The sequence below is a fragment of the Bacteroides intestinalis genome (genome assembly GCF_003464595.1).
GTDB lineage: Bacteria > Bacteroidota > Bacteroidia > Bacteroidales > Bacteroidaceae > Bacteroides > Bacteroides intestinalis_A.
Genome location: NZ_QRZF01000014.1, coordinates 19975 through 46385 on the forward strand (window position 1 = coordinate 19975; position 26411 = coordinate 46385).

Consider the following 26411-nt stretch of genomic DNA (forward strand, 5'->3'; position numbering starts at 1 on the left):
CTTAACCTTTCGGACTCTTCTTAACCCTTTACTTCAACTAGATCGAAGAAGGTATCTGGTCGGTTAAGATTGAATATCTCATTGCAGTACATAACTGTTACGAGATCTTCAGTGTCACTTAAGTTAATAATATTGTGGGTGTAGCCAGGAAGTATCTGAATTGCCTGAATATTGTCGCCAGAGACTTCGTATTTCCATACTTCGTTGGTTCCTTCCTTACGAAGCTGGATAAGTCCATGACCGGAGACGACTATGAAGGTCTCCCATTTAGAGTGGTGCCAGTGTTCGCCCTTGGTGACTCCTGGCTTGCTGATGTTGATACTTACTTGACCGCAATTGAGAGTGTGGAAGAGTTCGGTGAAAGAGCCACGGCTATCTACATTCATCTTGAAGTTGTAGATGGCTTTCTCTTTAGGAAGATAACTCAAATAGGTGGTCATCAGCTTATAACGGAGTGATCCTTGCGGGAGCTCTATCATGTTGATGCCTCCGACATTAGATGCTGCCCTTGCACACTCTTGAATGATGTCAACAATTATGCCAAGAGTAGTCTTATAGACAACAGGGACATAGCAGTAGAGGTGTTCTGAAAAGTTCGAAGGGTTCTGGGAGTTCGAAAGAACGGGAACTGTCTCTACTCCATCAAAGGTGCAGTAGTGGACTTCACCACGAAGTGCGGATATCATCTCGTCAACCAGATCATCGATATAGAGCAATTCCATCTCTACTGATCGGTCGTTGACCTGAATCGGAAGGTCATTGGCAATATTGTTGCAGAAGGTAGCGATGGCTGAGTTGTAGTTAGGACGGCACCACTTACCGAAGAGGTTAGGAAAGCGATAGACAAATACCTTGGCTCCCGTCTCTTTGGCATAGTCGAAGAACAGTTCCTCACCAGCTCTTTTGCTCTTGCCATATTCTAACGTACCAAAGCGACCGGCGAGGGTGGCTTGAATAGAACTAGAGAGCATCACGGGACAGGTGTTACTATGCTTTTTCAGCATACCAAGCAGGGTGCTAGCAAAACCGAAGTTTCCCTGCATAAACTCCTCCTGATTCTGTGGACGATTGACTCCTGCGAGATTGAACACGAAATCGGCATCCTCGCACCAAGCATTAAGCTGTTCGAGAGTACTATCAATATCATATTCATAGATGGCTTCGATAGGCTCTGGCAAGTTGTACCAGCACACATTCTGGTCTTGAATATTATGAAGTTGAGAGCAAAGATTTTTACCTACAAAACCTTTTGCACCGGTAACTAAAATTTTCATTTTCTTTGAGTCTAAATGTTGAAAAGACTAAGAGACTACTTTTTCTCAGTCACGAATTATCTAATTAAAGAATTATAAATGACTTAACCTACTGACAACAATTCGCCAATTCGGGATAAAATTATATCTCCTTCCTCCAAACCATCTTGTTGACTACATCTACGTAGGACTGGATAATCTTAACTACCTTATTGCTAACGTCATCGGTATAATTGGGAACAGGAATGCCATAGTTACCATCTTTTGTCATCTGGACGGCAAGGTCAACGGACTGGAGGAGACCTTTCTCATCAATGCCTGAAAGGATGAAACATGCCTTATCCAATGCTTCGGGACGCTCAGTGGAAGTGCGGATACATACTGCGGAGATAGGCTTGCCGATAGATGCATAGAAGGAGCTCTCCTCTGGGAGGGTGCCGGAGTCGGACACTACACAGAAAGCATTCATCTGGAGACAGTTGTAGTCGTGGAAGCCGAGGGGCTGCTGCACCTGTACGCGTGAGTCGAGTTGGAAACCACTGACCTGAAGGCGGTTACGAGAGCGTGGATGACAACTATAGAGGATTGGCATATCGTACTTCACTGCCATCTTGTTGATGGCAGTGAAGAGAGTAAAGAAATTCTTTTCAGTATCGATGTTCTCTTCTCTATGTGCGCTAAGAAGGATATAGTGTCCTTTCTCAAGACCAAGTCGCTTATGTACGTCTGAAGCCTCTATCTCTGCCAGGTTCTCATACAGCACTTCTGCCATTGGTGAGCCTGTGACATATGTACGTTCCTTTGGAAGACCGCAGTCAGCGAGGTAGCGACGTGCATGCTCAGAGTATGCCATATTCACATCTGAAATGATATCGACAATACGGCGGTTAGTTTCCTCTGGGAGACATTCGTCCTTACAACGATTTCCTGCTTCCATGTGGAAGATAGGGATATGGAGACGCTTTGCTCCAATGACAGACAGGCATGAGTTAGTATCACCAAGTACAAGTACTGCGTCAGGCTTTGTAGCTACCATGAGTTTATAGCTGGCATTGATGATATTGCCACAGGTGGCACCGAGGTCGTCACCTACAGCATCCATATATACTTCCGGTTCCTTGAGTTTTAAGTCACGGAAGAAGATGCCATTGAGGTTATAGTCATAGTTCTGGCCTGTATGGGCAAGAATGACGTCAAAGTACTTGCGGGTTTTGTTGACGACAGCAGACAAACGGATAATCTCCGGACGTGTCCCAACAATAATGAGCAACTTCAGTTTGCCGTTGTTCTGGAAACCTACGTTTGAATAATCAGTTCTGAGTTCCAATTTTATTGACTTATTAATTCTTGTTGTTAATTGTGAGAGTTCAATAACAGACATTCTAACAAAAATCCGAAATCTGTAGCAATTCGTCCCAGTATTCCTGTCTCCTCAATATTCTTGCTAAAAGTCGAGGTTGTCCTATGCTAGTTGCTTGCCATTACAATAAACATAGTTGGAATTGAGAGCAAAGTCAGACATGAGACGGTTGCGATGGCATAGTGGATGAACCCACCGGGACCATTGTCGAGGTCAGCAATAAAAAAATGAGACTTGGACTTCTCATGGCCGTACATTGGGTTATCGAGGTGCTTAATATACTCGGCACAGTTCATGATGATGCAGAGCTTCTCTTCCTCTATGCCTGGTTTGTAAAGCATGATATTCCTCACTCCTTTTGGAAGAGAGACTTTGTGCCTTGCGGCATCTTGAGGATATCGTTCAGGAATCGCTGATACTTGTCGGGCGGAGTAAAAAAACTTTTTCTTCTAAGAGAAAACTTTTTTGTCGTTTTTCTACTCCTCAATATATTCCCACGGATAAGGATTATCCACCACATTCTGAAACTCCTCGATAGCCTCCTGTTGTTCGGAAGTGAGTGAAGTTGAAGTCCAACCGGCGATGATTTTACGGGCTTCATCAGCCAAGGGTTCATCATAAACCTCACCATAGCAGGCGGTAAGCAAGCGAAGTTTCAACAGTGAAGCAGGAAGAACTTCAAGAATATCCCAACAGCGGTTCAGGACTTCCTGAACATGTTCCTGCTTTTCACCATGGTCGATAAAGGAAGCGTTGTAACCCATCAGAAGAGCGAGACAGACATCAGCCTGCTCCTTGACCGTGGAACCTTGAACTTCGGAATTATATAAAGAGGTGGTCAGACGATAAACCTCACCGTTACGACGGGAAAGGTCATCGCTGTAGACGGGGCTACCGTCCATGCCCAGATACATCAGATCGTGCGCCGCACGCTGAAGCCTAAGTGTTTCTTCAGAAAGAGACATATTGTTTATGATTGATATTTATTTGTAAATTCTGATATATTGACTGATATACAGCAGAATGCATGTTATGTCATGACTTCTATAAGGTCGGGATGGATAGTAGCCATGGCAACCACAATAACACCTTGTATCTCAACTACTACACGGCGGTCACGAGCACCTTTCACTTTCAGGAATATACCTTCTTGACCTTCAAACTCACCACCAGTAATACGAACTTTCGATCCTTTTGACAAATTCAGTTCTTCGGGTTGGAAGTATAGAAGATGGTCGTTATAAGTACCCGCTACAGCAATAAAACGTTTCATTTGGTTATCTGGGACGATTATTTTCTGACCACTACGCGTATCAGTAATATATTGCAGATAGGAGACCTTTGACTTGACACGTTTCAAATCCGAAGGACAAGCATGAACAAAAATCAGGTTGTGTATGACAGGAACTAGGATACGAATTTTCTTGCCCTTCTTTATACTTATCTTGTATTGCATAGGTACAAAACAGTCCAAATTTTCACTTTGGAGCAGACGCACGGCATCAGGTTCCCGCCGATATGTAGCACGCATGGCATACCATATTTCGCTCTCTTTCTCCACTTCCATTTTATGATTATTTCAGAAAAGGGTGTTCTCTCGGGGCTTTGAATTCCTTACATATACCTGAAATTCAATCATTTGCGAACGCTTTATGTAGAATATAGCAAGCTTTGCGTCCTTCTTGCCTACAGATTTTCTATAGTAGTTCATTACCTTACAGGTAAAAAGCTATAAACGAACCAGTCACAAACAAAAAATGTCTTTTAGACGTTCGTTTAATGGACGTCAATTTTTAAAAAAATGAGAGATGAAGAAAACAATAAAATGAATAGATGTTAACTGATATTTTCATTCCCATTTTATTACTCATAATCAGAATGTTATCGTATAAAAGAAGTAATCACAAGAAGATTTTTTATCAAACATTTTGTCGTTTCCAAAAACACCTCTATCTTTGCGTCCATTAAACGAACGTTTTTTGAAACACCTTCAAAAACAAAGTTACCAATCTAATTTACAGCCATTTAAGTCCAATAAAAAATCACATTCTTTTCACTTTCCTTCTCCCCATTACCATATCTAAATTTTAATTTCTACTTTTGCGACATTTTTAACTGTGAATATCAGTTAAATCCATAATTAAAATTTATATAATATGAAAGATTTAAAAAAAAGAGAATCAGAACGAATCTGATGCAAAGAAAGAGTCTCATCAAATTGAAAATCAGAGTACAAGCCGTAGCAGAACAGTAAGTCGAATCAGTATAGTCGACGAAAATTTACTGGCTGAACGGTATTATGCAGGCACAAAAACCCACATGTATGTAGGAATTCTAAGAAGTTTCAAATTAGGCCATTTTAGAGGCCTAAATATTAACACCATAAGCGATTTGGGAATGCACTTATACAAATCGGGTGATGGTTTAAAACACGAAAAAGGAGAAGATACTCCACTGGAACTGAGCAGTTTAATGACAGAACTAAGAAAGATATGGGCAGTGATACAAAAGGAAGATACGGAACATATAGACCCCTATGGATATGATGTAAGGATAAATCATTGATAGTTTACTCCAAAGAAAGGACATAACTTTGCCCCGTCAACCTGACAGTGGAAGAGCTACACCCTTTCACCCGGATGGTGTAGCCCTAAGCATAAAAGGGTGTAGCTATCCAGAGCAAAGGGTGTAGCCATCACAGAAGGTTGATTATAAACAATTTACAAATAACTAAAAGTACAAAAATGGAAAAACAAAAGTTGGGGCACCAACAGAAGTATGTAACGAAAAATGAGAGAGTAGAGAATCTATGGAAAAAACTTATCAGGCAAGAAACCGATTTATCCGAAGAAACCATTGCATGGATGGCACTACGCATCCGACAGTTGACCGAGTACATGCCATACGGATGTGCGCTGATAGCCTACAGAAAACAAAATGGCGAATTCTACATGGCAAGAGGAACACTTATTTATTATGAATCCGATTTCCATCGGAAATATGATATTGAGCGCATCAAAAACCATGTAGCATACTGGGATACGGAACAGCAAGGATGGAGGACCTTCCAGATTGAAAACTTCCTGGAATGGAGACCGATTGTTTAAATGAAGAATGAAAAATTAAGAATGAAGAATTATGGATTCATATTTATTACATGATGCCAATGCAGGCAATAACTTTAAAATTATGATGATGATACAAAAAGAAGGAATGAAAGGATATGGCATCTACTGGATGCTGCTTGAATTCCTGAGGTTACAGAACGGATATAAAGCCGATCTGAGGGTATTGCCTATCCTGGCACAAAAGATGAGAGTGACAGTGACTACCTCGAAGCGAATTATCTACAATTATAAACTCTTTGAGGTGGACGATACAGCCTTTTCATCGCCCGGGCTTACCCTGCGGATGAGACCACTGGAAGCCAAGCGCGAAGCGAACAGAGAGGCAGGCAAGCATGGAGGACTGGCTAACCAACAGAGAATCAGAGATGCAAAGGCAGGCAACGCTTTAGCAACAAATAAAGAGAATAAAGAAAATAAAACAGACCCCTCTATATCTCCCCAAGGGGAGACAGTGAAGAATGAGGAGATTCTTCTTGTTCCTCCAGAGTATGCACTCAACAGGCAGACGCACAACTACGAAGGATTGATAGCAGAATTGGAACGGCAAAAAGTTGCATCCATAAAAGAGAAAAACGCCATTCTCAGACTGACGGACTTCGGAAGACTGGGAGGCAAAATTTGGAAAATCATCTATGACATCAACAGTTCACCACAGATGAAGGCACGGATTGTTATGCCGGGAAAATATATCTTAAAGCTACTGCAGAACTAAATGATCTCAAAAAGGTTAGCTCTCCCCCAAGAGCAACCTTTTTACTATTTTCAAATCAATCAAGTTCAAACTGCTTTCTTTTATAAACAAAAATATCCAGATTTTGCTTTCTACTTTAAACAAATATCCTCCTAATTTGCTTTTTGCTTTAAACAAATTCGTATATTTGCTACATAAATCACTCTGAATATGGATAGCCTGTTTTTAAAGCAAGAAAGAATGTTGGCGCAAACAAGCACCAATATTGTAAGAGAACTAATGAATAAGATTCATTGGAATAACCGCTTGATTGCCATCAGAGGTTCTCGTGGTGTAGGGAAAACAACCTTAATGTTACAATACATCAAATTGAATTATTCACCCGGAAGCCGGGTAGCTCTCTATTGTACACTCGACAGCATTTATTTCAGCAGTCACACGTTACTGGAGCTTGTAGAAAAATTCTATCTTCAGGGAGGTAAACATCTGTTTCTGGACGAAGTTCATAAATACCCTACTTGGAGCAAAGAGCTTAAAGAAATCTATGATCTGTATCCATCTATGCAGATTGTCTTCAGCGGTTCATCACTACTCAACATACTAAATGCTGATGCAGACCTTTCCAGAAGATGCCTGCCTTACAATATGTACGGCTTATCATTCCGCGAATTTTTGATGTTCTATAAGAATATTCGGATTCCGGTCGCTTCTTTAGAAGAAGTACTAAAGAATGCAGGCGAGATTTGCCAAGGCATTAACGAACAGTGCAGACCCGTACAAATGTTCAATGAGTATTTACATGATGGTTACTATCCATTCTTCACCGGCAACCGGGAAGATTACTACATGAATATTGAAAATGTAGTCAACTTCATCTTAGAACAGGAGATGCCTCTGTTGTGCGGAGTAGATCCTGCCTACGTAAGAAAATTAAAAGCGCTATTGAGCATTTTGGCTTCATCTGTTCCTTATGAAGTCGATATCACCAAGCTGGCAGGGATTATAGGGCTTACCAGAAACTCAGTGATTACTTATCTCCAAAATTTGGATCGTGCAGAACTGCTTAAATTACTGTATTCTGATCTTACCTCAGTAAAAAAGATGCAGAAACCGGACAAAATATATCTCCAGAACCCGAACTTGCTCTATGCCATTGCTTCAACATCTGTACAGATTGGTACAGCAAGAGAGACTTTTGTAATGAGCCAGCTTTCGGTTAATCACGAAATAGAATACGGAAAAGCGCAGGGAGATTTTGTTGTCGACCACAAATATACATTCGAAGTAGGAGGAGCAGACAAGACTTTCAAGCAGATTGCCGACCTACCGAATTCCTTTATTCTTGCTGATAACATCGAATATGCCACAGGTAAAAAACTGCCTCTGTGGATAGTAGGATTAACGTATTAAAACAGAAAACACCATGATAACATTTCCGAATGCCAAAATAAATCTGGGGCTGAACATTGTAGAGAAGCGTCCTGACGGATACCATAATCTGGAAACAGTATTCTATCCCATCCCCGTAGAAGATGCGTTAGAAGTCAATATATTGAATGAAAGCCCGCAGAAGTTTCGTCTGCATCAGGCGGGATTGGAAATTGCGGGAGAAGCAGAAAATAACTTAGTAGTGAAAGCTTATAAACTTTTAGATGAGAGATTCAATCTCCCTCCCATAGATATTCACCTGTTCAAGCATATTCCTTCCGGTGCGGGATTAGGCGGCGGTTCATCGGACGCTGCTTACATGCTGAAATTGCTGAATGAGAAGTTCAATCTGGAATTGTCGGATGAGAACTTAGAAGAGTATGCCGCCAAATTAGGAGCAGATTGTGCCTTTTTCATCCGAAACACCCCAACTTATGCAGAGGGAATAGGAAACATCTTCTCTCCTATCTCTTTATCCTTAAAAGGATATCAGATTGTTTTAGTAAAACCGGATATCTTTGTCTCCACTCGTGATGCTTTTGCGCAAATAAAGCCTCATCGGCAAGAAATTCCATTGAAAGAAGTCATAAAGCAACCTATAGAGGAATGGAAAGAACGAATGGTGAACGATTTCGAAGAAAGCGTATTCCCCCAATTTCCCGCTATCAGAGAGATTAAAGAGAAGCTGTATGAGGCAGGGGCTATATATGCAGCAATGACAGGGTCCGGCTCATCCGTATTCGGGTTGTTCAGACCGGAAGATAATAAATCTGTTAAAGAAGATTTTGGAGAAAAGGCCTTTGTATACCAAGGAGCATTAAAATAAATAAAGGGACTCTTCACAATAGCATGGAGAGTCCCCTATTCTTCTGCGCAAAAACCTCTCCGCAATCCCCACGAGGTAGCCTAAGACTTACCTCTATATCATTCCATGTGAAAGACTTCTACAAGTGGAATACTTATAGGAGAATTATCCGGATTAACTTCCATTATATCAGCCATATAATCCCACCATTTTTGTACAATAGAAGTATTTCCCATTTCTTGGGATGAAGCTTTTCCTTTGATCTTCTGACAAGCATAAAGGATATTGGTATCCTTATCCCAATAAATGGAATAATCATAAACTCCGTTTTCTGACAATAATTGTTTCAATTCAGGCCATATCTGAGCATGCCGTCTTTCATATTCGGCTTCGCATCCCGGCTTTAAAAACATTTTAAATGCTTCTCGTTTCATAATTATTTATTGTTTTGTATCTACTTCCAATACATATACTTGTTGGGGAACCGATTGCTTCACCTTCTCTCCATCTCCTTGTGAGGTACATTGTACAAAAAGATGCAGCATTCTCTTCTTGTTCCACAAATTTGTATCATAACTTGGTTCCCATGCATCAACCGAAAAATCCGTCAGATCACTCACATTCCAGTTCCCTTTTGAAAGGTCACCCGAATATGCTACCGTCACCCGGCTATTACGGTCTACATCACGATATATATAATATATTCCTTTTCCCCGGGTATCAACAGCCAAACGAGGACGTGACATAGGAATCATTTTGGTACCGCGCCCACTTAACGTAAAATCCGTATTCCTATCGGCAACCTTTACCATTTGCCAATTTTCATTTTCTATGAAGACCAGTCGATATTGCGGACAAGCATCTCCGGGTTCTTTCCAATATGCGGCAATAAAAGGATTGCCTTCCTTATCAGCAACCATACTTGTCTGGTTTATCAACTCGCTTTTCTGAGGAATTTTAAATGCATATTCTGCATTTCTCACATTAATGGGAAGGTGATACCGCTCACCAGTTGACTTCTGCCAGGTGATTCCTCCATCCTTGGAACAGGCATAGCATAAATCATGGTTCGTCTCTACAGCAGACGTTTCACGCCACACCCAGGAAACATGTATGGTTCCTTTCCTGTCAACACACATTTGCCAGTATGCATTTCTCTGTCCTTCACCATCAATTAAAGTATCCTGCAAGCGCTTCCACTGGCCTTTCCGTACATCGTACCTATTTAGAACAAGATTGCCCTGACCGGACTTACCCAAACGGTAAGCAAACAGCAAATCACCATTTTTCAATGTATAGAATTCGGGATAAGTCACCTTCCTTTCATCTTTACCTACCATAGATTGCAACGTATCCAGCCGAAGGGAATAAGCCTCTACGCTTTTACAATATTGCAACGGAGCATTGTGATGATTGAAGGCTACATGCAAATAACCTTTTCCGTCAATACCAATGCTGATAACGTTGTGGGCATCCTCGCATTTTCCTTTATAAGGTGAACGGAGTATTTCAAAACGATCGTTTCCTAAACGGCGTTTCCCCAACGTCAGATATCCATCTTCGTCATAATAGGCAATAAATTGTATATTTCCTTTCGAGGTAACGGAATTTGTCCGGAAAATAGCAGTGTTAACAGATGTACTGCTATATCCCATACCAGCTTTGACCAGTTTCTGGGCATGCAGCAAAGAGATACTCCCAAACAGTCCGCATATAAATAATAAAATATTTCTATACATAATATTTATGCTATTTCAATTTATATATTTCCGAAGCGGCTAACAAAAAGCAGCCTACTGCAAAATCCTCCGGTTCATGTATACAATCGTAAGTTAAGGGCTGACCGGCTTTGGGACTATTACTTCTCCCTTGCATATATCCCAGTGCACCATTCGGATGCATACAGTCCTTTACCAAAGCATTCCAAGCCTTCAAGGTCATTGGCAGATATTCGTCACGGTCCAAAATATCGTTCCTTATTCCCCATGCCAAACCATATACAAATAAAGCGGTACCGGTACCTTCTTTTCCACCAAAATTACCGGGATCATGTAGGCTTACATTCCAAAAGCCGTCTTCGCGCTGGCAAAGTTTAATAGCCTTGCTCATCTGCAAAAAATCTTTCAGATAATCCTTGTAATGCTTATCTTTTCGGGGAATCAGATTCATGACACGCGCCAACGCAGCGTATGCCCATCCATTACCCCTGGACCAGTAGCAGTCTCGTCCGTTAGGCTCCTTATAAGGCGGGGCAAATCTCTTGTCGCGATACCAAAGCCCGTCTTTACGATTGTACAACCCCTTATCGCCATGCTGGTTGCGTGTGAATGAATACAAATCCCACATCTTGTCATAATAAGATTGTTCTCCAGTCAGTCTACCCAGCTTAGCAAATACAGGCATAGACATCTGGATGGCATCTACCCACCACCAGTCATCGTTTTGAGGTGTATTCACCATCATATCAATGGATAATTTTATATCCTTGATTTTATTGGGATCATCGGGGCAAATGTTATACAAATCAATATAAGTCTGCCCACAACACTGATTGTCTGCATGACGAGTAACAGTTCCTTTATCCAACCCCCATTTATGGAATTCCGCCCATTTCAATGCATAATCGTAAAATTCCTTTTGGGGATAAATGGCATGAAAAGCCATTAAGCCTTCAAAATATACAGCCCTCGTCCATATATTGCTTGGTCGTAAGGTCTGTACAAATGTAGGTTGACAAGGATCCGGATATTTGACCATAAAATAGTTATTGGCCAACAGCATATGTTTCAAAGTTTCTTCCTGCTTCGGTATTTGCTGTGAATTCAGCATAAGAAAATTAGAGAACACAATAATCAGTAAAATCACAAACTTGTTTTTCATAATAAATATTTCATTGATAAAAAATTAGGTTCATACCCCACTACAAGCCAGAAAGCCACCGTCAATAGGTATGGTAATACCGGTTACAAAACCGGAAGCTTCTTCATTGATAAGCCAGTTCATACAACCTACCAGCTCTTGCGCTTCCCCAAAATGCTTCATGGGGGTTTGACGCAAAATGTTACTTCCCCTTTCCGAAAAGTTACCATCCGGAGTCATCAACAACTTACGGCTCCTGTCATTCAGGAAAAATCCCGGAGCAATGGCATTCACACGTATATGGGCCGGTGCCAGGTAGGCAGCCAACCATTGGGTGAAATTTGCAATACCTGCTTTACTCAAGGCATAAGCCGGTACCCGCGACAAAGGCCGATAAGTATTCATTGATGCAAAATTGATGATACATCCTTTGCCCAACCGAATCATATCCGGAGCAAAAACCTGACAAGGAATAACCGTGCCCATAATATTGACATCAATCACATCCAAAAAACGGCTCATGTCCAGATTAAAGAAACCGCGCAATTCTCCTTGCTCCTCTTCCAATTCCCGTTCGTTAAATTCATTGATGTTAGTCACCGCCTCCGGCTGGTTACCTCCCGCCCCGTTAATCAGAATCGAACATGCACCAAGTTGTTCGTTAATCAAAGCATGTGCTCTCTTTACTTCCGCTAAATTACGAACATCACACGAAACAGACAAAACATTCCCGTCTGCCTCTTTTATCATTTTCTCCGTCTTCTGCAACTTCTCCAGACCACGACCTATAAGGACTACTCGATAGCCCTTCCGAGCCAAGTCTACAGCTAACTCCGAACATAACGTACCACCAGCTCCCGTAACGACAGCCACTTCTTCTTTTTTTATATTGTTCATACCTATTTCCTCCAATTTTTACAATTTCTATAACAAATGTCTTTCACTATATCGCCTAATAAAGTCATATCCGACGGGAACTCTCCGCTGACTACCTTTTCACCAATAAACCGACAAAGCACCCTGCGGAAATATTCATGACGCGAGAAGGAAAGTACACTCCGTGAATCTGTCGTCATACCGACAAAACAACTCAAAAGTCCATAAGAAGATAAGGACTGCAATTGTTGCGTCATTCCTTCCAAATGATCATTGTACCACCAGGCAGGACCAAATTGCACTTTTCCTAAAATACCACTACCCGAATATGAACCGGTCAGTGTGGCAAAAACAGCATTGTCCGCCGGATTTAATGTATACAAAATGGTCCGAGGCAACGAATCCTCCTCATTCAATGTGTCTAAAAAGCAAACCAAGCTGTTCACATCGCACGCCGAACCGATTGCTGCATATCCTCCTGCCGGACCAAGCCGTGTCCGCAACCGGGTATTGGTATCCCGTTTGGCTCCAATATGTAATTGCATGTTCCAGTTTCTCCGTGCATAACAACGCCCCATGAACAACAAGATATACGACTGTAATTTCACCGTTTCCACAGAAGAGATTTCCCCAGTCTGCAATAATTTACCGAACAAGGATGAAGCCTCTCCCGATAAAACCGGCACAAACCTGAAACCGGCATCCAAAGAATGGTCGGCGTACTCGCATCCTGCATCGGAAAAGAGATTCAGACGACTATCTATTGCATTCAGATAATCTTCCAGACACTTTATTTTTATACCTGAAAGCTCCGCTAACTGCGAAACGAAATCCCTGAAAGAAGGAGTTGTAAAAGAAATTACTGAATCCGCCCGCAACGAAGGCTTCACTATAATATTCTGAGGTTGTAGGGATGCCTGGCGATGCAAAGTGAAATCGGCCAATAAATCGTCGGAAGTACATAACATTTCCACCCGACATCTCTTCAGGATGTCCAGCATCCCCCATCCCGACTGCCGGAGGATGTCATTGCACACCTTCCATATCTCCCCCGCATTTTCCCGATTCAAGATTTCGTCAATACCGAAAAAGCGTTTCAACTCCATACATGACCAATGGAACAAAGGATTACCAAGGGTACGTGGGAATATGGAAGCCCAAGTATCATACCGTTCTTTACCGGAAATGCCAATCCCTGTAATCATCTCTTCGTCAATACCGGCTATACGCATCACACGATGCTTGTAAGGATCAGTATGAATCCACAATTCTGCCAAATCAGCAAACTTATGATTTTCTGCCAGTTTTTGCGGGTCCAGATGGTTATGAAAGTCTATAACCGGAAGATTTTCAGCAATCTCATGATAGAGTTGCCTGGAAATATGGGTCGTCAGCAAAAAATCCTCATTAATAAAACTATCCATACTCAAGCTGTTTTAAAAATAACCACCATTCTTTACCATCTCCTGAGCAGAAAAACCTTCATGTACCCAAGTACGCATCTCTCTCTCCTGCTGCTTGATAGCTTCAGCTCTCAACAATACATCATAGGCGATGCTACGCGGAATGACTACCACACCATCCACATCACCAAAAATGATATCTCCCGGCTTTATATAAACTTTCCCAATCCTAACCGGTATATTATACCCTGTTATTTTGGTTCTCCCTAAAGAGCCGTTCGAACTGCGGTAACGGTAGAATATAGGAAAGTCTTGCTTCAATACCTGAATCGTATCACGCAGTCCACCGTTGACCACAGCACATCTTGCTCCGCGGGCTATAGCGGAAGCTGTCATTACCTCTCCCCAATGGGCCGCCTCATCTTCATTGCCTGCATCCCATACCACACAACAATTTTTCGGCATGTCATCCAGCATCTGTGCCCTGATATCCATTTCCCCCTTGACAGTGGGGTCCGGATTACTGCGAATAGTGAATGCGATGCCTGCCGCACGCATCTCAAACTGCAATGGCAAGATAGTAATCGGCAAGGCTTGATCCAACAATGTGGCTTCACGCAAAACATCGTTTACGGCTCCTGTATAGAGATTTTCGTAACGTTCACACAATTCTTGATCTGAAATCGGAAACTCTATACCATCTATCCTATCCAATTTCTCAATCAATTTCTCCAACTTCATTAAATTATTGTCCATAATCATCATTATTATTCTAATAAACCTTTTAAATATCCTGTCGCAAATATATGTCCCAGCATCTCATACGCCGGATTTTCTCCTGACTCACCAGCCATAACAGGAGCATGGTCTGTACGGATCACTCCATCAAACCCTATTTCCTTATATGCACGCATGCAGGCTTTCATGTCAGTCTGCCCTTCATCATGGAATGTCTCTTCAAAAGCATCTGCATTTCCGCGTATATCACGGAAATGAACAAAGAAAATCTTCCGGCCGAAATGTCTTATCAAAGAAGGTATGTCCTCATTCATGGCAGCAAAAGAACCCTGGCAAAATGTTATCCCGTTGTAATCGCTGGGATAGAGTTCTAAAGCTTTGTCGAAATTCTCTACATTTCTAAAGATACGCGACACTCCCTGCAAAGAAGGTATCGGAGGATCATCCGGATGGAGAGCCAGTTTCACTTTACACGCTTCTGCTACAGGTAATACCTTATCCATAAAGTATTTATAATTATCCCATATCTGCATGTCAGTCAGTGTCCCGGCTTCAGTCAGCTGCGGAGCTGCCTGCATCAATTTTGAATCAAAAGCCGTTACCAATGCCCCACCTCTCCCCTTTTTAGCAAAAGAGGTACGATACCAGCCGGATTGAGGCATGAAATTGTAACATAAAACAGGAATATCCAAAGCCGCCATATTTCTCAGTACTTGCTTGAATATCTCTATTTCTTCATCCCTGCCCGGCAATCCCAGCTTAATCTTATAATGAGGAGGAGCCGGTTCAATCACTTCGAGCTTCAGACCTGCATCATTCAAACTCTCTTTGGCATAAAGCAGAGCCTTGAAATCCCACGGTTTCATATAATACCGTTCGGCAGGCAACGCCGCTACCGCATATTCTACACCCAATTGGGTCGCAATCTTCCACTTTACCGATGGTAAAGTAGGTAAATACCATGCTAGTTTCACTATTTACTTCTTTATTTTCAATTTATAAACAACACATAGAGCCACTGCCAGTAAAAGACTCAAAATACCGGCGCATAAACTCAAATCTCCACCCATAGAATGCAGATTGGGAATGCTCATTCCTATAAAAAGCCCACCGGATACTACAAGAGATACCAACAGTAATATCATCAGTGCTTTAACATATTGCGATGAAATGGAAGGAACCTTTGTAGAGTCTATATTCACATTCAAGGCATTGAACAGTTCATCCACTTTCACTTTGTCTTTCATATCCATCTGCCCATAAACCGGCAGATAATAAAGAACCAAACAAACTATTAACTCGATAAGTGTAGCCATCTCCCAGTCCACTTCGGGAAGTGCATTCAAGACAATTCCTACTACAATTCCAGCACTGATCGTAATTATAGCCGCCTTGGCATTCGGCTTGCGGCTTACAATGCCCAATACCAAAGGAATACCTATAGGAATACAGAATATTCCCGTAAACAGTTTATTGGCTTCAAAAGCTCCTCCAAACCCTTCGATATAGATAGCACCTACTGTAATCAATGCTCCGATAACCAATGTAGACCAACGAGCCACAACCAGAAGGCGTTTTTCAGCAGCTTCCATATTAAACAACCGCTGATATACATCCTTTGTAAAAACACTCGACATAACATTGTACTCGGCATTTAGTGAAGACATAGTTGCTGCAAACATCGAAGAAAACATAATACCCATAATACCGGCAGGAAGCAAGCGAATGGCAACCGATATATATGACATCTCCGGATTCTCCAGTTCCGGAACTATTAAAGAAGAGGCAACAGCCGGAATCAGGAATATCGGGGTAAACACTAAAAAGAGGATACCCGTCAGAACTCCCATTTTCTTAGCTGCTTTTTCATCTTTCACACAAAAGAATTTCTGAATAAATGTCCAGTTCTCATTGTATTTTATCATCGTCATTACATAATAGATTGCCAACCAGAAGAATGCTCCTTTAGGACCATTAAACCACGTCATCTTCTCAGGAATCTGTTGATAAAGTCCACCGATACCTCCCACTTCATGTAGGGATACGGGCAACAGCACACAGGTGATAAGTATTAAGATTACAAATTGTACTGTACTCATAATCGTTACAGTCCAGATACCACCAATAATATTGAACAGCGTAACAATTATTCCCGAAATGATGATGGCCCATTCCAATGACAGAGGAGTGACTACAGTAATAAAAACACCAATAGCATACAACCGTACCATATTGTCTAACAGCCTCACCAGTAGTCCCACCCACGTCATTATTTCACGAACAGAGAAACTATAACGCTGTTCCAAATATTCGATGGGAGTGACGCAGCCAGTCCGCCGCCAACGTCCGCCAAGCCACAGGCTGCCAATGATACACGCCGGTACAGTGGACCAAAATACCGTAACAGAAACCAACCCGTACTCGTAAGCAATCCCGGCATAAGCCACGAAGACAAAAGTACTGAACAATCCCATAAAATTCGTAACGGTGGCCATCACCCAGGGAATAGTGCCATTTCCCTTGAAATAAGCACCGACATCTTTGATAAACCAGCCAAAAGATAACCCTATCCCCGCCATCAATAATATATAAATACCAATGGCCCAATAATCCAGTTCCTGTAATTGTAACTCCATATTATTTGTCAAATTGAATCAAGCTCTTATCCGTTATCAATATAGGTGAATCATATATCTGGATGCCACTGAAGATGTATTCACTTCCCTTCTTCGTAATTTTATCCTCGGGTATATTTTTAACTGTTCCCGAAAGAATATCTACAATTACCGGACATTCAAACTTCCCATTTTTAACTCTTACTTCCGTTGGAATAGGTGCATTAAAATTAAATGGAGTAGAATCATCCCACCATAACAGGCATGATTGCAGTCCATCTTTTTCTGTCTCATACAAGAATTTACTACATGAATAATCACGATTCAGACTAATTTTTTCTACATCAAGCCTATAGTTGAATAAATCAAACACCGACACCAGGTTCTGAACCGCAAAATAGGCCATTTTAGGACGTATAACCCGTTTCTCATCATCTGTTTGCAGCAATCCCTTCACGTTCTTCTTTTTAATGGCATCAGTTGCCGCATAATTCATATCTGAAATACAGAATATTCCCGTGGCAATGTCTCGTCCATGATCACCCAATATCCGCCTTAACGCCCATTTGGCCTGAGAGGTTTCAGTCCAGTCGTAAGCACTCAGCGCTCCCCCCATCCGTCCTCTTGACGGGGCACCGCTTTCTCCCTGCCACAACTTTATGTGAGATGAGTATTTACCGACTACCGTCCGAAGCCTCTCCACCAAAGGATACATGTCCTCGGGACGGAACATGTATTGATGATACGAAATCCAATCGAACAAATCCAGTTTACCACGTTTCTTAAACTCTTTAAGACAATTTTCAGTCAATGTCGTATCAGTAATCAACGCAAGAGCCAATGCTGCGATTTTAGCCTTAGGATCTACTTCCTTAATGATTTCCGCAGTACGAATATTCAGTTCTGCAAGGCTTTCATAGTCCTTGCCCAGTTCCTTGTTTATGTCTGGTTCATTCCAGATTTCCCATTCATGTACTCTCCCTTTATAATGTTGCGCCAATGCTCGCACCCAATTATTCCATCCAGTTTTTCCTTCCTCCGAAACAGGCCATCCTCCTTTCAGAAAAGGAGTTCCTCCACCTTGATATATAGGATTTCCATACGAAACTTCCAACCAGATTTCCAGTCCGCGTCCTAAAGCGTCGTCTATGATAGTGTCGAGCCATCTGAAATCATAATGCCCTTTCACCTTCTCCGTTTTTGCCCATCCTGCTTGAAGCCTTATCTTACGCATACCTAATGGAGCCAGGTATTTCTTGTATTGTTCATAATCCGCATAATCACGGTCTAGGACCTCACAGCCAATTGTCAAATGATTGCGTGTATCGGCCACCGATTTAGGCTTTAAATGACCAAGGAGCGGGAACGTTCTGTCTCTTTTCCAGTTTTTGTTAACTTCTTGAGCCACCCGCTGCAAATAAAGTGCATCTTCCTGCATTAACCGACCGTAACAATGACTCACATATTGCTTGGAAGTGAAATAAGAAAGAAACATATTGGCAATTAAGTAACTTCCGATATGGGTGGGATGACTGTCATCAGACTGATAAAGACTCAATTCGGGGCGTTCTTTCCTTACCCGCTCAAAAGCCAACCCCACAGGTATACACTCGCAGCCTATGCTGTCTGCCACGGAAGTATATGCAGCCATAATACGCTTCTGCATACTGTCAAAACTATCATTATTTCGTCCCCACGTCATGTAGAGCAGCACTTTTCCTTCCGTATTATATTTCCGGACAATGCTATCCAATTTTACAACTGACGGCATAACCTGTTTTTGCAAGTACTCATACTCCCATGCCATTGCCAGACTCTGCTCCTGCAACACAACATAGTCCCAACGACCTTGTTTAATAGCATCAATTGTATGTGAACTGGCAGCATGTTGTTTCAGAAACCATCCACCGACAGCCACCTTTTGAGCATAGACAGGCACATTCACACTTTGACCAAGTTCTTGTACCGTCTGTACCATTCTGTTGAAATGAGTATAGCTATTCCCGATGAAAAGAACCCTGATTGTATCTTTCTGAGCACCGGAAGAAACTCCGGTGCCTAAAACAAACATTAAACAAACAATTAGTAAACGTAGCATAATTGTATAGTTAAAGATTAATTAATCGGAATATCCGGGATTTTGCTCCAGAACCGCATTCTTGTTAGCCTCAATCACACTGTATGGAATGGGAAACAGCTCGTGGTAATCTTCCATTTGCAGACCATTGTATTCGTTACATTTACGTGTACGCTCCACATATTTTCCCAAACGTCCCAGTGTAATACGGCGAAACTCCTCGTAAACCATTTCCCGTGCACGTTCATCCAAAATATAATCGATAGTCACATCTTCCGCAACGATATCTTTTGCATGCGACCTGTTTCTTACCACGTTTATATCAGCGGCCGCTTTGTCCTTGTCCCCCATATCCAGATAGGCTTCGGCACGAAGAAGATAGCATTCGGGCAGCCGAAGCATATATTGGTCAAGATAGGTACCACCAGCCGTTGATTTCAAAAGCAGCTTTTCCTTATCCTCATACAATGCTTCAGGATGCTCTCCCGGAGTAGTGATTTTTGACGGCCATGGAAACCAACGCCACCAATTTTCCTTCAAAGTCTTACTATACGAGTCTTCGCCGAACACACTTTTTCCATAGTATTTGGAAGAAGGTAAATCATAATAGGCATTACGGACAATATTGTACTTGGAATTCCGTATGTCATTATCAAAATCACTCTCCCACAAATCATTCAACCACCAATCGGTATTACACATGTTCGATACGCCACGACCTCCTACATTCAAATCGGAACGGCCGTTCGTCGACAAAAAGGCCACCTTCCCTTCGGGGTCCTTCAATGAATAAGTGACAGGAGCAGCAAAACGCTCAAGATAGTAGGGTCGGTATTTAGTCGAAACCAGATATCCTCCTTCCGTATCCACTTCCATCTGAATAACCCAAAGTGCTTCTGTATTCCCGTTAGTTGAACGATTCTGGTTCTTTCTTCTGAACAAATCCCAAAACACATCTCCTGCTTCATTCTTATGTGATCCGAAACGAGTCTTCATTAATGCGACATGGGGAGCATCGATTATTTCGCTCAAATACTTGACTGCAGCCGAATATTCTCCCAATGAAATAAGAGTTTCCGCCAAATAGTGTTTGGCTACCAGATTGGATATTTTTCCATCTGCCACAACTTCAATATCCGGAAGTTTTTTTGTGGCCTCCTCAAAGTCCTCTTTCATGGCTTTCAATACTTCTTCTTTCGTATTGCGTGTATAGTCCGTTTTGGGAACTTTATTTTCCTCCAGAACAAGAGGTACCCCTCCAAAACAATACACCAACGTCCTGTATCCGAAAGCTCTGAAGAACTTGGCTTCTGCTGTAACAAGAGACTTTTGCTCATCAGTAATCGACAATGCAGCCACCCTGTCTATCAAAGTGTTTGCATTGCTTATCAGTTTGTATTCCCTATCCCACAAATCAGCAATGCCTGCTTGTTCGGGTATCATCCAGTCCTTCATATTTCCCATAAAATTGTTATTGTGACGCGCATTCTTGGCAACATCCGTACTCATGAAAAAAATGAAATCACTATTATAGAAATTAGCCCGTACCTTGGCATAAAGACCATTAATGGCTGTTTGACAATCATCGTATGATTTATAAGCATTTTCAAGACCTAAAAAATCTAACGGTTCTTCTTTCAAAAAAGCACTTTCATCGCAAGAAGCGACAAAACATATGGATAACAATCCAATAATTAATCTATTTAGTTTCATTTTATTATCTTTAAAAAGTTATATCTATACCCAAAGAATATGTTCGCATAACAGGATAAGCGGTTGACGCAATTCCTAAACCGACTTCCGGATCCCAACCATCCCAACCGGTAAATGTCAACAGATTTTGCCCGCTCATAAAGAGCCTGAGATTGTCAATACCCAATTTCTTGATGAATTTCTGCTCTAAAGTATATCCTAAGGAAGCATCCTGCAAACGGACAAAACTCCTTTGCTGTACAATCTCTCCCTCCATCGTCGGTGAAGACCATACTGTTGCGAATTTAGCGTTCGGATTACGCGGTGACCAATAATCATATGCATTCGTCCAGTTTTGATTTTCTGCATTGCCTATGGAATTGCCTATATAATCCGGACGTTTATTGTAGCTCATATATCCTTTCTTCCCTCCTTGGATTACATTAATAAAAAGATTAAGATCAAATCCTTTGTAACTGAACCTGTTTTTGATGCCAAGAGTATAAGCAGGCTCTGTATGCCCCAGTATTACCCTGTCTTTATCAGCGGATATTTTCCCGTCATTATTCTGATCTTTTATCTTATAGGTACCGGGATAAAAACCTTCCATAATGCTGCCATTCTCCTTATCGGCAATTTGCCAAATACCTTCTATCTCGTACCCATATATCGTACCTATTGATTCTCCTATAAAAAGACCACTTGATATCAAATCATCCTCTTTCCCATCTTTATCATTATCTTCTCCCAACAATGAGATAATCTTGTTTTGATTGGTTGCAAAGTTAAATCCCAACGACCATTCAAAATCCTTTGTTCTGACAGGAATGGTATTAAGCACAATTTCCAAGCCTTGGTTTCTCAATTTTCCTACATTGCTTCGAACTGACTTAAAACCGGTTATCGAAGGAATCACGACATTCCAAAGCAGATTCTTGGTAGTGGCATTATAATAGTCGATAGAACCTGAAATCCTGTTTCCATAACATGCAAAGTCAATGCCTACATTATATTCGGATGTCGTTTCCCACTTCAAATCCACATTACCCATGGTTGAGACATTAGAACCCAAAGCCGTCACAGCACCATCTCCAAACACATAACTGTGCTCACCTCCCAATACGACTTTAGCCAAAGAAGAATATCGGTCTGTTTGATTACCAGTCACTCCATAACTTGCACGGAGTTTCAAATTATCCAAATGCTTGAATCTCTCCATAAAAGATTCTTGAGATAGTGTCCAGCCTAAACCAAATGACGGAAACCATCCGAACTTATGATTGGAAGCAAAACCGGAAAAGCCATCGCGCCTTAATGTTCCGGTCATGAAATATTTACCCATATAATTGTACGAGAAACGTCCCATCTGATATAGATTGCTTTCTTTCCAAGCAGATGAACTAATTTTCTGAATAATAGCTTGTCCCAAGTCATTATATCCTGTGGCTGTATTCGAGTATTGTTCTCCCAATGCTCGGGTCCCATCTCCGCTTCGCCTGTTACAACCGTAAACAAACGTCGCATCCAAATGATGATTACCAAATGTGTTGGAATAGTTTACAATATTATCAACCAGCCAATAATAAGTATTGCCGATATATTTTGAAGCTTCTCCTTTCTCACTGGCCTCATATTGATTGTAATTATACTGGTTGGTAACTCCCGTCGTGTAATTGTAATTAATTCTATAACTTAATCCCTTAACGAAAGGAATATTCACTATACCATAAACAGTTGTATTTATTTGATGCCTTTTGTCCAAATCATCCGAAAGATAAGCAAGGAATGGATTCTTTATGTTTCCGCCGTTTGGACTAACTATCCATTCACCTTCATCATTTTGAGGCATAACAACACTTGGCATCCGGACTATACTGTTTATATTCGGACATTCTCCGGAATAGTTAAGAAAAGAGATAAATGTATTGGTTCCTACTTTTAACCAAGGAGCTATTCTAACATCCACATTAGTCCGGAACGTAGTTCGCTTATATTTATCATTCTTTATAATGCCTGCTTGATCCGTAAAACTACCGGAAAGGAAATAGGATACCTGTTCATTCCCTCCGTCCACATTAATGGTATTTGTATAGATATGACCTGTCTGCTTGGCATTTCCCCACCAGTCGTATTCGATTCCGTCATCTACCCCATTCATCTGAGAAATATTCAACGAGCTGCTAGAAAACTCCCAAGCAGGATTTATTTCCGTATAACCGGAAGATTGCGTATAAGCCTTTTCATATTCTACGTCGCGGACTTTTCGCAGCCATTCTTCACGATTCAGCGGACGGAAGTTTTTGGTAGGATTACTAAATGACCAATTACTGGAATAACTGATTCGCGGAGCAGTCCCACGTCGCCCGGATTTAGTAGAAATCATCAATACACCATTAGCTGCCTTAGCACCGTATACAGCCTTACTACTGGCATCCTTCAATATATCAATGGATGTAACATCTGAAGGATTTATATCGCCGATTCTACCGTTATAGATAACCCCATCCAACACAATTAACAAATCCTTATTACCATTGATGGTAGTCTGACCACGTACTTGCATAGTCGGTTCTTCTCCTGCTGTATTCACTTGCCCTACTTGTATGCCAGCCACGTTACCATGAAGAGACTGAATGATACTTGTATTTGGAGAATCTTTCATAGTATTCAAATCTGCTTTGACCACAGAACCAGTTAAATCTGATTTTTTCATAGTTCCATAACCAATCACAACAACTTCATTTAAGGTTTTCGAATCTTCAACCAATGAAACATTAATCATGTTTTTCTCTCCTACTGGTATCTCCTGGCTTATGTAACCTATATACGAAAATACCAAAGTAGCAGTTTTAGAAACAACCAAAGAATAATTTCCGTCCAAATCAGAAATCGTACCTACGGAACTCTCATTTTTTACCGTAACATTCACGCCTACCAAAGACTCTCCGGTACCGGCATCCACAATTCTGCCTTTTACACCATGCTGAGCAAAAGCCGTGGTGCAAACAAACATACACAGTAACAAATAACATCTTGTTTTCATAATATAAAATTTAATTTTTCAATGCAAAATTACTATTAGTCTTTTAGGATCAAAATAATCAGCAGAAAAAAAATGCGATTTCTGCTGTAGAACATAAGAATAAGCCATCAAAAGGGCTCTACACGAGGCCATACACACAATAGTAGTTAAAAACAAAACATAAAAATTGGCAATAGAATTATAATTCCTAATTTTGCATTATAAAACTATTAAAAAATAACTTTTATATTATAGATATGATACAAGTCATACATCGGGCCCTAAGCATTCTTGAAGTAATAGCTTCCAGCCCCAAAGAAGACCTAAGCTTGTCCGAAATTGCAGATTCACTTCAATTAAACCATGGAACATGTGCCAACATATTAAAAACATTGGTAAACAGAAACTATGTAGAACAGATAGGTGCAAAAAAGGGATACAAACTAGGCTATATGGCTTATCAATTAACCAACTCATATACCTATTATGCTGAACTGAAAGAAATCGCAAAGCCTCTCATTGAGCAGCTCCGGGATAGTATAAATGAAACGGTTATTCTCTCCATTATTGAAGGGGGAAAACGAATTTTATTATATGAAGCAGAATGCACCCACGAAATCCAGGTCAGAACCACTCAAGAATCCAGCGTTTATAAAGCTACTACCGGAAGAATGATACTAGCCCACTACTCCCTAAAAGAACTAAACTATTTCACTGGAAAATACGGATTACCCGATAAAGAATTGTGGCCGGAAATAAAGAATACACAAAATCTGGTTGCTGCCTTAAGTGAAATTAGAGCAAAAGAAGTGGAAATCACTTCCAATGCCAACCATGTTGTTAGCCTAGCAACTCCTATTTATAAAAACAAGACAATCATCGCAAGTCTGGGGATTTATTTGCCAGATATTCGGTTTGACGAAACTACTAAAATAAAGATTGTCGAAAAACTTAAAGAAACGACTTTTTTACTGAATAAGGCAATAGAAGAACAAGAAGAATAAAAAAAGAGTAGAAAACATATGAGCCCGGCTAACTTCTCACGACAAATAGGACTTGGACCCTAAAGCGTACGCCTCATGCTCGGCATACAAAAAAATAAGCCCTGTCTCCCGACAAGGCTTATTCACAACACAAACACAAAATAAAACACGACAAAACTACTATGCAATCTTACCTGTCTATGCCGGGGAGGCATAAGTACTAGTTACGGATATTCACATATACATAAACAGCGTCAGGCTGATTTGCAACATATAAACAAATGCGGGGAAGCATTTGTTCATTTCCTATTTGTTAATAAAAACAAAAATCTCTTTTATCGCTTATTGAATACCTCTCTCACGAAGCTTCAATTGCCAGTTCCATGCAGAACGCAATGTATCTTCGATGGTTTCAACAGCTTTCCAACCCAACTCTTCATTAGCGAATTTAGGATCGGCCCATACCTTTTCAATATCTCCCGCACGACGACCGACAATCTGATAATTCAGTTTCACACCGGTTGCTTTTTCGAAAACGTTAATCAATTCCAATACTGAAAGACCGCGTCCCGTTCCGATATTAAATACTTCCACTGTTTCCTTTTGTTTCTTTTCCAAGATACGGCGGATAGCGATAACATGTGCTTTTGCCAAATCGACTACATTAATGAAGTCGCGTATACAAGAGCCGTCGGGCGTATCATAATCATCACCAAAGACGCTCAGTTTCTCACGGATACCGATAGCGGTCTGGGTCAGATAAGGTATCAAGTTCTGAGGCACACCATTGGGTAACTCACCAAGCAATGCTGTCGGATGCGCACCAATCGGATTGAAATAGCGCAGCAAAATTGCATTGATAGGAGCACCTGAAGCCACTGTATCGCGAACGATTTCTTCATTGATCTGCTTCGTATTACCGTAAGGAGATTCAGCTTTCTTAATCGGGGCTTTCTCCGTTACCGGCAATTCGTCCGGCTGACCGTAAACTGTACAAGAAGAAGAGAACACAATACCTTCCACTCCATGCTTTGGCATCAACTCGAGCAGGTTAATCAATGAAACCAGATTATTGCGATAATAAAGCAATGGTTTCTGAACCGACTCGCCTACAGCCTTACTGGCTGCAAAGTGGATGATGGCTTTAATGCCTTTATATTTAGTAAACACAGCGTCAAGACCAGCGAAATCCAAACAATTCAATTTCTCGAATGCGGGACGAATACCTGATACTTTTTCGATGTTATCAACTACATCAGCGCTAGAGTTTGACAAATTATCTATTATCACTACTTCATAACCTGCGTTTTGAAGTTCTACTACAGTATGTGAACCAATATAACCTGTTCCACCTGTAACCAAGATCTTTTCTTTCATCAGTGATTTATTCTTATAGGTTATCATCGTTGTGGCGGCAAATTTAAGGAAATTAATTTTAGATAAAAAGAAAAAAGAGTATTTTTTTAGTTTAAATTTAAAAG

General features: G+C 41.1%; 22 protein-coding genes. 6 read left to right on the top strand and 16 right to left on the bottom strand.

The window, feature by feature from the left end:
- Nucleotides 1–20: 20 nt before the first annotated feature.
- From DWW10_RS17600 to DWW10_RS17620, 4 genes are all read right to left on the bottom strand, one after another.
- Nucleotides 21–1274, bottom strand: a complete 1254-nt coding sequence (locus tag DWW10_RS17600; RefSeq protein ID WP_118487175.1) for a polysaccharide biosynthesis C-terminal domain-containing protein — start codon at nt 1272–1274, stop codon at nt 21–23.
- Between the two features lie 121 nt (nt 1275–1395).
- Nucleotides 1396–2580 carry a UDP-N-acetyl glucosamine 2-epimerase gene (locus DWW10_RS17605; protein ID WP_182021457.1) on the bottom strand — a complete coding sequence of 395 codons (1185 nt, stop codon included), beginning with the start codon at nt 2578–2580 and terminating at the stop codon, nt 1396–1398.
- Between the two features lie 509 nt (nt 2581–3089).
- The gene (locus DWW10_RS17615) at nt 3090–3578 is read right to left on the bottom strand and encodes a UpxZ family transcription anti-terminator antagonist (RefSeq protein WP_118487179.1); all 489 of its coding nucleotides are present in this window, start codon (nt 3576–3578) and stop codon (nt 3090–3092) included.
- Between the two features lie 65 nt (nt 3579–3643).
- Nucleotides 3644–4180, bottom strand: a complete 537-nt coding sequence (locus DWW10_RS17620) for a UpxY family transcription antiterminator (RefSeq protein WP_118487181.1) — start codon at nt 4178–4180, stop codon at nt 3644–3646.
- 830 nt (nt 4181–5010) lie between these two features.
- On the opposite strand from DWW10_RS17620, the gene DWW10_RS17625 reads away from it, so the two are divergent.
- From DWW10_RS17625 to ispE, 5 genes are all read left to right on the top strand, one after another.
- Nucleotides 5011–5178, top strand: coding sequence for a hypothetical protein (locus tag DWW10_RS17625; RefSeq protein WP_022392242.1), 168 nt, complete (start codon nt 5011–5013; stop codon nt 5176–5178).
- A gap of 179 nt (nt 5179–5357) precedes the next feature.
- Nucleotides 5358–5720 (top strand): SH3 beta-barrel fold-containing protein, encoded by a 363-nt coding sequence (locus DWW10_RS17630; RefSeq protein ID WP_118487183.1) that lies wholly within the window; start codon nt 5358–5360, stop codon nt 5718–5720.
- A 31-nt stretch (nt 5721–5751) separates the two neighbouring features.
- The gene (locus DWW10_RS17635; protein ID WP_118487185.1) at nt 5752–6453 is read left to right on the top strand and encodes a DUF4373 domain-containing protein; all 702 of its coding nucleotides are present in this window, start codon (nt 5752–5754) and stop codon (nt 6451–6453) included.
- 189 nt (nt 6454–6642) lie between these two features.
- Nucleotides 6643–7842, top strand: a complete 1200-nt coding sequence (locus tag DWW10_RS17640) for an ATP-binding protein (protein WP_118487187.1) — start codon at nt 6643–6645, stop codon at nt 7840–7842.
- A gap of 13 nt (nt 7843–7855) precedes the next feature.
- Entirely contained in the window at nt 7856–8686 is an 831-nt protein-coding gene (ispE, locus tag DWW10_RS17645) for a 4-(cytidine 5'-diphospho)-2-C-methyl-D-erythritol kinase (protein ID WP_022391889.1), read from the top strand.
- 98 nt (nt 8687–8784) lie between these two features.
- Here the strand turns inward: ispE and rhaM are convergent, their stop codons facing one another.
- The 11 genes from rhaM to DWW10_RS17700 are packed head-to-tail and all read right to left on the bottom strand — an operon-like array spanning nt 8785 to nt 23968.
- Nucleotides 8785–9099, bottom strand: coding sequence for an L-rhamnose mutarotase (gene rhaM / locus DWW10_RS17650; protein ID WP_022391888.1), 315 nt, complete (start codon nt 9097–9099; stop codon nt 8785–8787).
- A 6-nt stretch (nt 9100–9105) separates the two neighbouring features.
- Nucleotides 9106–10404: an alpha-l-rhamnosidase gene (locus DWW10_RS17655; protein ID WP_022391887.1), complete on the bottom strand. Its 1299-nt coding sequence runs from the start codon at nt 10402–10404 to the stop codon at nt 9106–9108.
- A 10-nt stretch (nt 10405–10414) separates the two neighbouring features.
- Nucleotides 10415–11545 carry a glycoside hydrolase family 88/105 protein gene (locus tag DWW10_RS17660; RefSeq protein WP_118487189.1) on the bottom strand — a complete coding sequence of 377 codons (1131 nt, stop codon included), beginning with the start codon at nt 11543–11545 and terminating at the stop codon, nt 10415–10417.
- Between the two features lie 30 nt (nt 11546–11575).
- On the bottom strand, nt 11576–12421 hold the full coding sequence (locus DWW10_RS17665) for an SDR family NAD(P)-dependent oxidoreductase (protein WP_022391885.1): 846 nt from the start codon (nt 12419–12421) through the stop codon (nt 11576–11578).
- A gap of 2 nt (nt 12422–12423) precedes the next feature.
- Entirely contained in the window at nt 12424–13824 is a 1401-nt protein-coding gene (gene uxaC / locus DWW10_RS17670) for a glucuronate isomerase (protein ID WP_022391884.1), read from the bottom strand.
- 12 nt (nt 13825–13836) lie between these two features.
- Entirely contained in the window at nt 13837–14559 is a 723-nt protein-coding gene (locus DWW10_RS17675) for an RraA family protein (protein WP_022391883.1), read from the bottom strand.
- Between the two features lie 11 nt (nt 14560–14570).
- On the bottom strand, nt 14571–15515 hold the full coding sequence (locus DWW10_RS17680) for a mannonate dehydratase (RefSeq protein WP_022391882.1): 945 nt from the start codon (nt 15513–15515) through the stop codon (nt 14571–14573).
- 3 nt (nt 15516–15518) lie between these two features.
- Complete coding sequence (locus tag DWW10_RS17685) at nt 15519–17177, bottom strand: sodium:solute symporter family transporter (protein WP_118487193.1); 1659 nt, start codon at nt 17175–17177, stop codon at nt 15519–15521.
- A gap of 1 nt (nt 17178) precedes the next feature.
- Nucleotides 17179–19254: a GH39 family glycosyl hydrolase gene (locus DWW10_RS17690; protein WP_118487195.1), complete on the bottom strand. Its 2076-nt coding sequence runs from the start codon at nt 19252–19254 to the stop codon at nt 17179–17181.
- Between the two features lie 21 nt (nt 19255–19275).
- Nucleotides 19276–20946, bottom strand: a complete 1671-nt coding sequence (locus tag DWW10_RS17695; RefSeq protein ID WP_022391879.1) for a RagB/SusD family nutrient uptake outer membrane protein — start codon at nt 20944–20946, stop codon at nt 19276–19278.
- Between the two features lie 10 nt (nt 20947–20956).
- Nucleotides 20957–23968: a SusC/RagA family TonB-linked outer membrane protein gene (locus DWW10_RS17700; RefSeq protein ID WP_022391878.1), complete on the bottom strand. Its 3012-nt coding sequence runs from the start codon at nt 23966–23968 to the stop codon at nt 20957–20959.
- Nucleotides 23969–24204: 236 nt separating this feature from the next.
- Here DWW10_RS17700 and DWW10_RS17705 point away from each other — a divergent pair, with 236 nt between their 5' ends.
- Entirely contained in the window at nt 24205–24951 is a 747-nt protein-coding gene (locus DWW10_RS17705) for an IclR family transcriptional regulator (RefSeq protein WP_022391877.1), read from the top strand.
- Between the two features lie 321 nt (nt 24952–25272).
- On the opposite strand, the gene galE is transcribed toward DWW10_RS17705, so the two are convergent.
- On the bottom strand, nt 25273–26307 hold the full coding sequence (gene galE, locus DWW10_RS17710; protein WP_118487225.1) for a UDP-glucose 4-epimerase GalE: 1035 nt from the start codon (nt 26305–26307) through the stop codon (nt 25273–25275).
- Between the last annotated feature and the right edge of the window lie 104 nt (nt 26308–26411).